The sequence below is a fragment of the Streptomyces dysideae genome (genome assembly GCF_001514305.1).
Classification (GTDB): domain Bacteria; phylum Actinomycetota; class Actinomycetes; order Streptomycetales; family Streptomycetaceae; genus Streptomyces; species Streptomyces dysideae.
On sequence record NZ_KQ949087.1, the window covers coordinates 118,440 to 130,348 of the forward strand.

Annotated in this window: 12 protein-coding genes; 7 read left to right on the forward strand and 5 right to left on the reverse strand. The window is 70.8% G+C overall.

The window, feature by feature from the left end:
- Positions 1-101 precede the first annotated feature (101 nt).
- The 3 genes from AQJ91_RS21425 to AQJ91_RS21435 form a co-directional block, all read right to left on the reverse strand.
- Positions 102-671, reverse strand: a complete 570-nt coding sequence (locus AQJ91_RS21425) for an ARMT1-like domain-containing protein (RefSeq protein ID WP_067024340.1) — start codon at positions 669-671, stop codon at positions 102-104.
- 31 nt (positions 672-702) lie between these two features.
- Positions 703-1,350, reverse strand: a complete 648-nt coding sequence (locus AQJ91_RS21430) for a ScbR family autoregulator-binding transcription factor (protein WP_067024078.1) — start codon at positions 1,348-1,350, stop codon at positions 703-705.
- Positions 1,351-1,420: 70 nt separating this feature from the next.
- Positions 1,421-2,347, reverse strand: coding sequence for a ScbA/BarX family gamma-butyrolactone biosynthesis protein (locus AQJ91_RS21435; RefSeq protein WP_067024081.1), 927 nt, complete (start codon positions 2,345-2,347; stop codon positions 1,421-1,423).
- Between the two features lie 137 nt (positions 2,348-2,484).
- Here AQJ91_RS21435 and AQJ91_RS21440 point away from each other — a divergent pair, with 137 nt between their 5' ends.
- Positions 2,485-3,138 carry a ScbR family autoregulator-binding transcription factor gene (locus AQJ91_RS21440; RefSeq protein WP_067024083.1) on the forward strand — a complete coding sequence of 218 codons (654 nt, stop codon included), beginning with the start codon at positions 2,485-2,487 and terminating at the stop codon, positions 3,136-3,138.
- Entirely contained in the window at positions 3,135-3,998 is an 864-nt protein-coding gene (locus tag AQJ91_RS21445) for an NAD(P)H-binding protein (protein ID WP_067024086.1), read from the forward strand. The genes AQJ91_RS21440 and AQJ91_RS21445 overlap by 4 nt, the downstream gene beginning before the upstream one ends.
- Positions 3,999-4,263: 265 nt before the next feature.
- On the opposite strand, the gene AQJ91_RS21450 is transcribed toward AQJ91_RS21445, so the two are convergent.
- Positions 4,264-6,057 (reverse strand): S8 family peptidase, encoded by a 1,794-nt coding sequence (locus AQJ91_RS21450; RefSeq protein WP_407696889.1) that lies wholly within the window; start codon positions 6,055-6,057, stop codon positions 4,264-4,266.
- A 371-nt stretch (positions 6,058-6,428) separates the two neighbouring features.
- Between AQJ91_RS21450 and AQJ91_RS21455 the strand changes: the two genes are divergently transcribed.
- Positions 6,429-7,352: a lytic polysaccharide monooxygenase gene (locus AQJ91_RS21455; protein WP_067024092.1), complete on the forward strand. Its 924-nt coding sequence runs from the start codon at positions 6,429-6,431 to the stop codon at positions 7,350-7,352.
- An 18-nt stretch (positions 7,353-7,370) separates the two neighbouring features.
- On the opposite strand, the gene AQJ91_RS21460 is transcribed toward AQJ91_RS21455, so the two are convergent.
- On the reverse strand, positions 7,371-8,021 hold the full coding sequence (locus AQJ91_RS21460) for a Tat pathway signal sequence domain protein (protein WP_067024095.1): 651 nt from the start codon (positions 8,019-8,021) through the stop codon (positions 7,371-7,373).
- A 574-nt stretch (positions 8,022-8,595) separates the two neighbouring features.
- Between AQJ91_RS21460 and AQJ91_RS21465 the strand changes: the two genes are divergently transcribed.
- From AQJ91_RS21465 to AQJ91_RS21480, 4 genes are all read left to right on the forward strand, one after another.
- A complete protein-coding gene (locus tag AQJ91_RS21465; protein ID WP_067024098.1) occupies positions 8,596-9,213 on the forward strand; it encodes a DUF6230 family protein in 618 nt (205 codons plus the stop codon).
- Positions 9,213-9,632 carry a DUF6114 domain-containing protein gene (locus AQJ91_RS21470; RefSeq protein WP_067024101.1) on the forward strand — a complete coding sequence of 140 codons (420 nt, stop codon included), beginning with the start codon at positions 9,213-9,215 and terminating at the stop codon, positions 9,630-9,632. Before AQJ91_RS21465 ends, AQJ91_RS21470 begins: the two co-directional genes overlap by 1 nt.
- 134 nt (positions 9,633-9,766) lie before the next feature.
- On the forward strand, positions 9,767-10,585 hold the full coding sequence (locus tag AQJ91_RS21475) for an SAM-dependent methyltransferase (protein ID WP_067024104.1): 819 nt from the start codon (positions 9,767-9,769) through the stop codon (positions 10,583-10,585).
- Between the two features lie 283 nt (positions 10,586-10,868).
- Positions 10,869-11,849 carry a substrate-binding domain-containing protein gene (locus AQJ91_RS21480; protein ID WP_067024107.1) on the forward strand — a complete coding sequence of 327 codons (981 nt, stop codon included), beginning with the start codon at positions 10,869-10,871 and terminating at the stop codon, positions 11,847-11,849.
- Positions 11,850-11,909 lie beyond the last annotated feature (60 nt).

The window sequence follows — 11,909 nt, forward strand, 5'->3', positions numbered from 1 at the left end:
CTGCGGACCGCGGGGCCTGCCGAGCGGCTGGTGTCGATCCTCATCAACGGCATCAAGTCGCTTCCCGTGCACATCACTTGATCACCCGCTTGATCAGTTCATCACTCGCGCACCTGGATCAGCGCATGCGTCCCGCCGGTCCGCCACCTCTGGCCCTCCGTCTCGACCAGTGCCGCCTCCGTGCGAGCGTCCAGGCCGGTGATCACGTCGGACTTCAGGGTGCGCAGGGCGGCGACCGGGCCGGGGAAGTAGGCGGTGACGTCGGCGAAAGGTGTGGCCGGCGGCCACATGCGATCACCCATCAGGCGGCGGTAGTTGAGGTCACCCTTCACGATCGTCAAGGTCGCGGCGGCGAGTTCGGTGCGAAGGTCGGCGGGCGGCGCGGCGGCGGCACAGAGCCACGGCACGTCGAACCAGGAGCGGCCCGCGTAGTCGTCCAGGCCCCCGGCGGCCCAGCGGTCGCCGTCGGGCGCGTCGGCGGGGAGCGGTTCGATGACGCCCTTGGTGCAGCTCGCGAGGAGGGCGTCGAGTGCGCGCCGGCGGTCGGGGCCGTACGGGACGGCCTCCCGTACCTGCCGGATGATCGCGGGGTGCCGCTCGGCGAGCACGCCGTGCGGGAACGAGCCGGGTTCGTTGCCGAGGATCACGGGGGCGGGCGGAGTGTCGGGCATGCGGCTCACGGTGTCGCGCACGCCGCGCGCCTCACGCGCTCCTGATCTCCCGTTCCAACTGCGTGGCGAGGGTCAGATACCGGGCCCTGCGCGGCACCGGCACCACGCCGCGGATCAGGATGTGCCACATCTCGGCCACCCGCCGGGGCTGCCGGGTGACGGGCTCCTGGGAGCGGCCGACGACCCGGGTGCCGACGAAGGAGCAGACGAGGGAGTGGGCGACGGCGTCGACATCGATGTCCGGGTGGATGTCGGACTCCTTGACCGCGCCCGTCAGCCGACGCGAGGTCATGTCCAGCCACTCGGTGAACGGGTGGGTGAGCGGCGGGCGTACGGCGACGCCGCCGGTGGTGAGGCGAAGGCCGGCCCGGAGTATCGGGCTCTCGACGGACAGCCGGGTGATGCCGAACGTGATCCGCATCAGCGCTTCGAGTGAGGAGTGGCCCCGGGCGTCCATCTCGGTCGCCATCTGCCGCGAGGCCCTGGACTGGAGCTCCATGATGGCGTGGGCGAGGTCTTCCTTGGCCGCGAAGTGGAAGTACAGGGCGCCCTTGGTGACTTGGGCGTGCTCGACGATGTCGCTGAGGCTGGTCGATTCGTAGCCGTGCCGGTCGAACAGGTCGGCGGCCGCCGTGATGATCGTCATGCGGGTCTGTTCGGCGCGTAACTGCCTCGCCATCGACTGGACACTCCTGGGACGGAAAAGAACGGGACACGCCGTTTGTTTCTAACTCCTTGCACACGATATCTCACGGTTCGGTGGTGCCCACCACGCACTCGAAGACCGTCGACTCGCCCTGCCCTCCCAGGACTTGTACGCCGGTACCGTCGGCGTCCGCGGCCTGGATCCAGGTGGGCCGGTCCAGTTCGGCGTACCGGTGGAAGACGGTGTGGAAGGAGACCGGCAGGCGGCCGCGCGCCCGTACGGCCTGACGTGCTGCTTCCAGGAGCAGCATGCCGGGCACGTGGTCGAGCGGGTGGTCGAAGAAGACGGGGTGTGCGGTGTCGACGCGCAGCCTCCAGCGGCCGGGGCGGTTGTCCGGGGCCAGGACGACGTCCGCGGGCAGGGTGCGGTGCACGGCGGTGGGGGGCAGGCCGGGTGGGACGGGTATCGGGGCGACGGAGTCGGGGGTGCGGCCGGCGCGGAGTCTGCGGTAGACGGAGTCGCTGGTCCAGCTCACGGCGATGTGGCCGGTCCCGACACGCTCGCCGCCCAGTCGCAGATCGGCGTCGTAGCGGATCGCGGTGGGGTGGCCGCCGCGGTGGCGGACGTCGGTGACGGTGACGCCGAGGACCGGCTCGGCGGGGGCGGCACCGACGGCCAGGTGCTCGGGGCGGGTGGTGATGCGCAGTTCCTGGAGCACGAACCGGTGGCCGAGCGGGGCGCCGTACTCGGTGTGGGCGAGGAGGGCCCCGCACTGGCGGACGGTCTCGGCGAGGAGCAGCGGCTCGTAGGCGGACCGGTCCGGCGACACGTGTAATTGGTGAGCGCGCGGCCACTGCGCGGACACGGTGAACCGGTCGGCGGCCGTCCTGGTCGAGCCGGTGAGGAGGGTCTCCGCGACGGCCGCGCGGTGGACGAGTTCACGGGGCACGGTGGCGGTGAGCGGTCCGGCGGTGGCCGTGCGCTCCGTCTCCTCCGGGGGTTCGGCGAGCTGCTGCCGCGATTGAGGCATGTCCCTCCTTGGGGTCCCCCCGTGAGCGCGCTGTCTGACGGCGAAATGCCCGTGCCGCGAGCGCTAGAGTACGGGGCGTATGGTCTGTTTTCAATGAGACCCGGGTGTCATGAACTCGGCGCAGTGGAGGGGCGGTTATGGCACGGCAGGAGCGCGCCATCAGGACACGGCGGACCATCCTGGAAGCCGCGGGCGCGATCTTCGACGAGCAGGGCTACACCGCGACCACCATCGCGATGGTGCTGGAGCGGGCCGACGTCACGAAGGGCGCCCTGTACTTCCACTTCCCGTCCAAGGAGTCCCTGGCGCAGGCCGTGCTGGACGAGCAGGTGCCGTTCGGTACGGTGCCGCCGCAGCCGTGCAAGCTGCAGGAGATCATCGACATCACGTTCGTCTTCGGGCAGCGGCTGTTGAGCAACGCACTGGTCAGGGGCAGTGTGCGGCTGACCGTGGACCAGAGCTCGCCGCCCGGCGTCGATCACACCAGGCCGTTCCTGCAGTGGACGGACCATCTGGTGGAGATGCTGCAACATGCCCGCGAACAGGGTGAGTTGCTGCCCAGCGTGGAGCCCAGGGACACCGCGGAGCTGGTGGTGGGGGGCTTCGCCGGGATCCAGCTGATGTCGCGGGCACTGACCGGCCGGGACGATCTCGCGCACCGGATCTCCGTGTTGTGGTCCCACATTCTGCCCAGCGTCGCGGTGCCGGGTCTGCTCCTCGCCGTCGACAGCAAGCCCGACCGCGGCGCCCGCATCCTGGCCTCCCTCGACCTGGCCGGCGACCAGCCGTGATCCTGCTGACCGGCGCGACCGGTACCGTCGGACGGCTGGTGGCGCGGCGCCTGCGCGAAGCCGCGGTACCCGTACCCGTACGTCTGCTGACGCGGGACCCGCGCCGGGCGGCTGACCTGACGGGACCTCAGCTTGAGGTGGTGGGCGGTGACTTCGGGGATCCGGCGAGTCTGCGGCGGGCGCTGGCCGGCGTACGGTCGGCCCTGCTCGTCACCTCGGATCCGCTGACGCCTGCCCATGACGAGCACTTCGTGGCGGCGGCGCGGGCGGCGGGCGTACGGCATGTGGTCAAGCTGTCGGCGCTGGCGGTGACCGATCCGGACGCCACCGACCTGCTCACGGCCTGGCAGCGGAGGAACGAGCAACTGCTGTGCGCGTCGGGCCTGTTGTGGACGTTGCTCCGCCCCCGCGCCTTCATGTCCAACACCCTCGGCTGGGCCCGGTCGGTGCGGGAGGAGGGGGTCGTACGCGCCCGGGACGGGACCTCGGTCAGCGCGACGGTCGATCCGCGGGACGTCGCCGACGTGGCGGTGCGGGCGCTGCTGGACGCGGACGGGCACGCCGGGCGGGCGTATCCGCTCACCGGGCCCGAAGCTGTCAGTGCCGTACGGCAGACGGAGGTTCTCGGAGAGCTGCTGCAACGGCCGCTGGGGTTCGAGGAGTTGAGCGAGACTGAGGCGCGGCTGCGGCTGCTCGCCCGGTATCCCGCGGCGCTGGCCGACGCGCTCGTCGAGAGCGCGGCGCGGGGCCGGGCAGGGGCGAAGGGGCGGGTGGATCCGACGGCGGCGGAGCTGCTCGGGCGGCCGGCGGGCGGGTACCGGGAGTGGGCGCGGGATCATCTGGCGGCGTTCCGCGCGTGAGCACACGCGTGGCACGCGGATCGCGATGAGACAGCGGCCGACGGGGCACGCCCCGAGACCCGCACACCACATCGTGGGCCCGCGCCCGACACGGAGCGGCGGCCGACGGGGCGCGTTCCGGGACCCGCGCGCGGCATTGGGGGCTCGCGCCCGACATGTGGGGCGACCCGCACATGACGGCGGGCCGGCCGATGCCCCATCCGCACCGGCCGACCCGCCCGCTCGTGGCCCGCGCCCTAGGGGGCGCGGTCTGTCACGTCGACGTTCAGAACGTCAGGTTCCAGCTGTTGATCCGGCCCGTGTCCAGCGCGGCCGTGTCCTGCACCCGCAGCTTCCAGGTGCCGTTGGCGGTCTCGCTGGACGCGTTCACCGTGTAGGTGGTCTTCACGTTGTCCGCGGAGTCCGAGGAGCTGGCGGACTTCAGACGGTACGTCGAGCCGTCCGGGGCGACCAGGTCGATCACCAGGTCACCACGGTAGGTGTGGGTGATGTCCACACCTACCTGGAGGGCCGAGGGGGCGTTGCCGCTGCGGCCGCTGACGGTGATGGAGGACTCGACGGCCGAGCTGTTGTCCGGGATGGAGACGGCCGTGCTGCTGGTGAAGGTGGTGCCCCCGGTGGAGCCGCCGGAGCCGCTCACCGCCTGCACCGTCTTGGCCGCGTCCGCCAGGCCGGCGCCGCAGCCGCCCGAGCAGGTGCCGGGCAGGGCACGGGAGTTGGTCTTGATCGCCGACTCGATCTGCGCCGGGGTCAGCGACGAGTTGGCCGACTTCATCAGCGCGGCGAGGCCCGCGATGTGCGGGGCGGCCATGCTGGTGCCCTGGTAGTAGCTGTACGACTCGGAGGACGGCGCCTGCGAACCGGAGTTCAGCGTGGACAGGATGCCGTTCGCGGTGGTCGTACGGGTCTCGCCGCCGGGGGCCGCGATGTCGACGACCGAGCCGAAGTTGGAGTAGTACGAGCGGGAGCCGGCGCGGTTGGTCGCGGCCACGGAGATGACGTTGTTGCAGCTGGCCGGCGAGTAGTTGGCCGCGTTGGCGTTGCTGTTGCCCGCCGCGACGACGACCGTCGTACCGCGGTTCACAGCCCCGTTGATGGCGTTCTGCGTGGCGGTGGAGCAGGCACCGCCGCCGCCCAGGCTCATGTTGATGACCTTGGCGACGTTGCTGTTGGCCGGGACACCGGAGACGCTGCCGCCGGACGCCCAGGTGATGGCGTCGACGATGTCGGAGTCGTAGCCACCGCACTTGCCGAGGACGCGCAGCGGGGAGACCTTCGCGTTGTACGCGATGCCCGCGACGCCCTTGCTGTTGTTGGTGACCGCGGCGATGGTGCCGGCGACGTGGGTGCCGTGCCAGGAGGAGGACTGGGCCGTCCAGTCGGAGGAGCACTCACGGTTCGCGGTCCAGTCGCCCGGGTCCGCCGGGTTGCTGTCACGGCCGCCGCCGTCGTTGGCGACGGCGGTGTCGGAGATGAAGTCGTAGCCCGCGACGATGTTGGCGCCGAGGTCGGAGTGCGTGACGTAGCCGGTGTCGATGACGGCGACGGTCACGCCGGTGCCGGTGGCGACGTCCCAGGCGGCCGGCAGGTTCATGCCCGCGGTGGCCTCGAACAGGTCCCACTGCTTGGTGTACTCGGTGTCGTTGGGCGTGGCCAGCGGCTTGTTCAGCCGGTCGGGCACGACGTAGGCGACCTGCGGGTCGGCCTGGTACTCGGCGACGACGTCGGCGACGTCCGCCTTGGTGAGCTGCTCGCCCAGGTCGATCAGGGCGGCACCGGTGCCGAGGCGGCGCTGGAAGTCGACGTCCTCGCCGGTCTCCTTGCCCTTGGCGACGGCGTCGGCCTCGGCGGCCTTGTTCGACTTGGCCTCGGTGGCGCCGGGCTTGTAACCGACGATGAGGCGCTCGGCCGTGGTGCCGGGGGCGGCCTCGGTGAGGGCCGCCGGGACGGGGGCGGCGGCTTCCGGGGCGGTGGATTCCTGGGCAACGGCGACCGACGCGGAGGTCGCCGAGAGCAGCGCGGCGGAGACAGCGGCGACGGATATCAGCTTCCGTCTCATGGAGGCAGAGGTACGCAAGGGCTTTGCCTTTCAGTGGCCGGACTCCGGGCAGCGCGGAGCGGCGGTCAGATTCGCTTCGCCGTCGAAGCGGAGGGGGGGTGAACCGAAAAGCGGGCGCGGCGGCCGGCCTGCGCGAGCCGATATCCGTTCGGGGTTACCTGTGGTTCGGCTGTGCTCGAACGATAGGCAAACAGCTGGTCATCCGGATACAGGGGAAACCCTCGATCAGTCCGGAAACTCACCCTCGCTGTCGCGCAGTTGACCGTCTATGGCCGCTTTGCGTGGACCGTGGCGCGGTGAACGCGCCGGAACGGATTCCCGTACTGCTCGGGAGCACACCGTTTTCACGCCACCCCTGGGAGAGGTTCCGGATGGCCCGTACGACCGCACGCCTGGCGGCCGCCGCCGTGACCCCGCTGCTGCTCACGGCCTGGGCGGCGGGACCGGCCCATGCGCACGGCGCGCCGACGGATCCGGTCAGCCGGGTGTACGCCTGCTCCCCCGACGGCGGTGCCGCGGCCGGGTCGGCGGCGTGCCGTGCGGCCGTCGCCGCGAACGGCGGCCCCTTCACGGCCTGGGACAACCTGCGGGTGGCGAACGTCAACGGCCGGGACCGGCAGACCGTCCCCGACGGACAGCTGTGCAGCGGCGGCCTGTCCGCCTACCGGGGCCTCGACCTCGCCCGCGCCGACTGGCCGGGCACCCGGACGACCCCGGGCACCACGCTGACCATGCGGTACGTCTCGACGATCCCGCACACCGGCACGTTCCGCCTCTACCTCACCAAGTCCGGCTACGACCCGACGAAACCGCTGACCTGGTCCGACCTTCCGGAGCGGCCGTTCGCACAAGTGACGGACCCGGCGCTGACCGACGGGGCGTACCGGATCACGGCGAAGCTGCCGTCCGACCGGACCGGGCGTCATGTGCTGTACACGGTCTGGCAGAACAGCAGCACGCCGGACACCTACTACTCGTGCTCGGACGTGGTGTTCCCGGCGGCCGGGAAGGCGGAGGCGGGTGGCGGGGTCCCGGCGTCCCCGTCGGCCGCCGCCGGAAAGGACCGTACGAGCAGCAGCCCGTCGCCGACGGCCAAGTCCCGTACGACGCCTTCGCGTACCCCCCCTTCCCGTACGCCCGAGGCGACTCCCCGGACTCAGGACGACAGCACCCCGGTGGCGTCCACCGCCGGCGGCCCCACGGGCCCCTCGGCCCCGATGCTGGCGGGCGGCGCCGCCGCGGTGCTGGTGCTCACCGGGGGCGCCGCCCTGGCGCTGCGTCTGCGCCGGAGGTGAACTCCGGGCCCACGAGGGCTAGTTGACGAAGACCAGCTCGCCGTTGTCGGTCACCGGGGCGTACTTGGCGGTGAAGAAGCCGTTGGCGAAGCAGAGCGAGGAGCCGGAGCTCTTCGTGAACTGCTGGTCGTCGAAGTTGATGCTGTTGTCGTCGTTGTCGGCCGTGCCGATCAGGCTGGGGGCCTGGTAGACGCAGGTGATGGTGCCGAGCAGGGTCCTCAGCCGGACTGTGGTCTGGATGGTGGAGCCCTCGGCCGGGGTCACGGTGACGGTGCCGTCGGAGGCCACGGTGGTGGTGTATGGCAGGTTGTCGACCGTGATGCTGGTGACGCCGAGCACGCCGACGACGTTGCTGGTGCAGCTGCTGCTGTCGAAGGTGTGCCCGGAGAGCGACTCGGTGGCCGTGCCCGGTGCCTCGGGGTTGTCGGTGACGGTGGCGGTGAACTGCGAGTTGGTGCAGGAGATGCCGCTGGTGCCGGTCGCGCTGGAGTAGAGGGTGGCGGCGGTGCCACTGGCCAGCGGTGCGGTGAGGACGTCGCCGACCGCGACGGCCGTACCCCCGGTGGAGCCGGTGGTGAGGACCGTGCCGTCGGCGGCGGACGCGGGGGCGGCGGACAGGGTGAGGGCGGCGACGGTGCCGGCGAGGGTGAGCAGAGTGCGAGTGCGCATGCGGGTGCCTCTTCTCCGAGGTGGGGGTGAAAGGGGGGTGGGGCAAAGGGGGGATGGGGCAAGGGCGGACGCGAGTGGGCGTCCGCCGCTGCCGGCCCGTGACGCCTTCTCCGTACGTGACGGACCGGCAACGGCAGCCGGCCGGGACCGGCCGGAGACCCCGGGTTTCGGAGCCTCCGGCCGGGCCGGGCGGGAGGGGCGACCGGCACGGACCGAGGGGGGAAGCGACCGTGCGGGTGCCGTGAAGGAATCGCCGCGCCGCGGCGGATCCGGCGCCACGGATCCAGGGGGACAGCAGGGAGAGTTGTAGACCTGATGGTCAGTCAACGTCAAGGTGTTGCAAGGGAGTTGATGCGATCCGTGAGCCCCTTGCCACCCCTGGGAATCCCTTGAGTCACAGGTGGCGCACAATCGACATCCTTTTTTCACAACTCCCTTGACCCTTGAATGTAACCACCGGTAACTTCCTCGGCGGCTACTGCGGAGTACGAAACGTGCGCCGTATCCGCTGTCCGCGCCAGGACAACGCGCCACTGATGCCAGACCAGCACTTTCTACGCACCTGGGAGCAGACATGGCCAACGAGGAAAGCGGTTCCGTGAGACGCGGGCGGGTCCGGGCCCGCCGGGCCGCGGTGATGGCGGTACCGGCCACCCTGGCCGCCGCCACACTCGCGGTTCTCACCGCCGAGGGCGCGCTGGGTGTCCAGTTCGCCATCTCCGGCATGCCGTTCACGGTCACCGCGACCGAGCTGAACGGCACCGGGTTCGAGCAGTTCGGCGCCCTCGACCACATGGCGCCGGGCAGCCCCAACGAGGGGGACACCGGCGGGCAGGTCCTGGTGGTCACCTCCGCGATCAAGAACGCGACGCTGACGAAGCTGTGCCAGAGCGTCGACCTCGGCGGCACCAACCTGCTGATCACGGCGGGCGGCGGGGCGGAGAAGGTGAGCGCGACCGATCTGACCACCGACTCGACCGAGCTGTCCGGTAACGCGGCCTTCGACAACATCGAGATCGGCAACGACGCCAGTACGCTCACCAAGGCGGGGGTCCAGGGGCCGAAGGGTGTGTTCAGCCAGCAGGCCGACACCGTACGGATCGCGGACCTCCGGCAGACCAACTACGCGACGACCGCTGCCGTGTTCAAGCTGCCCGGGCTGAAACTCCGCTTCAGCGACAAGGGTTGCTGATGTCGGAGCGTTCGCCTGACGGACTGCGGCCCGCCTTCCGTCGGTGGCGGGCCGGCCGGCCGTTCTGGGGCGGGCTGTTGCTCGCCCTGGGCGGGGCGGAGATCCTGGTCACGGAGAAAGCCTCGATGAAGGTCGTGCTGCACATCGGGATGCAGGGGCTGGCCGGGTATCTGCTGCCTGCGCTGATGGTGGTGTGCGGGTTGTTGACGTTGTTCAGCCCTGGGCAGCGGTTGTTCTACTCGGTCACCGGCGTTCTGCTGTCGTTGGGGAGCTGGGTGACGTCGAATCTCGGTGGGTTCTTTGTGGGGATGACGCTGGGGGTGGTGGGTAGCTGTCTCATCTTTGGGTGGCTGCCTGATCAGGAGCCTCGGCGTAGTCGGCGGCAGCGGCGGAAGGAAGCGGCGGTCGGGGCGCCGTAGGCGGGTGCGGGGCGGTGGGGGCTTGTCGCGCCCACGCGGCGGAGCCGCGAAATTGTCATAGCCCCGCGCCCCTGACTCGGGAAGGCTGAGACTGGTGCCCAGTCGCCGCCGACTCACCTATCCCAGGAGGCCTCTTGTCCGCCCACGAACTTCCCGCCGACCGTATCGACACCTCCACCGCTCACTCCGCTCGGATCTACGACTACATCATCGGCGGGGAGGACCACTATCCCGCCGACCGGGAAGCGGGCGACGCCATGGTTCTGGAGTGGCCCGCTCTGCCCGTTCACATGCGGGCCAACCGGGACTTCATGCAGCGTGCCGTGCGGTATCTCGCCGAGGAGGAGGGGATACGGCAGTTCCTCGATATCGGGACCGGCATCCCCACCTCCCCGAACATCCATGAGATCGCCCAGTCCGTGGCCCCTGCGGCGCGGGTCGTGTACGTCGACAACGACCCGCTCGTGCTCGCGCTCTCCCAGGGGCTGGTGTCGAGTACGCCCGAGGGGAAGACGTCGTACATCGAGGCGGACATGCTCGATCCGGCGGCCGTTCTGGATGCCCCGGCGTTCCGGGAGACCCTCGATCCGGGTGAGCCGGTGGCGTTGACCGTGATCGCGATCGTGCATTTTCTGCTCGACGAGCACGATGCCGTCGGGATCGTGCGTCGGCTGCTCGATCCGCTGCCCGTGGGGAGCTTTCTCGCGATGTCCATCGGTACGGCCGAGTTCGCGCCGGAGGAGGTCGGGCGGGTGGCCCGGGAGTACGCGGCGCGGGGCATGCCGATGCGGCTGCGTACCTTCGCGGAGGCCGAGGAGTTCTTCGACGGGCTCGAGCTCGTCGAGCCGGGCATCGTGCAGGTGCACAAGTGGCGGCCGGACGGCACGGGTACCGAGGTGATCCGGGACGCGGACATCGCCATGTACGGGGCGGTCGCGCGCAAGACGGGGTGACCGGGGGCTGGGGGGCTGGGCCTTCGCGCTCGTTCGCCGTCGCAATCGACCTGGTGAGCGCGGCCGGTGGCGCTTCCCGGCCGTGCTCCCGGCCAGCGGATCATCACGATGTGGCAGCGACAACTCACTCCACGTACTCGCACACTTGACTACCGGTGGTCACACGCGATGTGATCCGGCCCAGCGAGAGTCGGCCGGCCGGCGTACGTCCCCCGTACGGCCCGGCCTGTCCGTGCTCTCCCCGTTCTTCCGGCTCGGCCGCACAGCGAGGTGCCGCACCCTCATGAAGACTCCGCCACCCACCGGTTCCACCCGTACCGCGGCCCTCGTGGCCGCCGCCTGTCTGCTGCTCGCCGCCTGCTCCGAGTCCGGCGGGACCGGCACGGACGCGGCCGGCGGCGCGCGGCTGGAGGTCGCGCTGGTCACGCACGGCGGGGAGGGGGACGCCTTCTGGGAGCTGGTGCAGAGGGGCGCCCAGGCGGCGGCCGCCAAGGACAACATCGAACTGACCTATGCGAGCGACTCCGACCCGGCCGGGCAGGCGCAGCTGATGCGGGACGCGATCCGCCGGCGCGTCGACGGGATCGCGGTGACGCTGGCCAAGCCGGCCGCGATGAAGGGCCCGGTCGCCGAGGCCAGGGCGGCGGGGATACCCGTGGTCGGCCTCAACTCCGGTATCGACGCCTGGCAGGCCGCGGGGCTCCTGGAGTACTTCGGCCAGGACGAGAGCGTCGCGGGCCGGGCCGTCGGCGACAAGCTGGACGGCCTCAAGGCCAAGCACGCCCTGTGCGTCATCCACGAGCGCGGCAACGTCGCCCTGGAGGCGCGCTGTGCCGGCGTGAAGAAGGCGTTCGGCGGCGATACGGAGAACCTCTACGTGGAGGGCACCGACACGGACGCGGTGACCGGCTCCATCACCGCCAAGTTGCGGCAGGACCCCAGCATCGACGAGGTGGTCACGATGGGCGCGCAGTTCGCGCTCGCCGCGGTGGGGTCGGTGAAGGAGTCGGGCAGTGACGCCGGGGTCGCGACCTTCGACCTCAACAACGAGCTGGTGAAGGCCGTCAAGAGCGGCTCCGTGCAGTTCGCGGTGGACCAGCAGCCGTATCTGCAGGGCTATCTCGCCGTGGACTCGCTCTGGCTGTACAAGAACAACGGCAACATCAGCGGCGGCGGGGTGGCCCCGGTACTCACCGGCCCCGCGTTCGTGACGAAGGCGAACGTCGCCTCGGTGGCGGGCTTCGCCGCCGGCGGAACCCGCTGACCGGACAGTTCGTACGACGTACGGATAGCATCCTCAACACCGCCGCTGCCCACTCCCCAC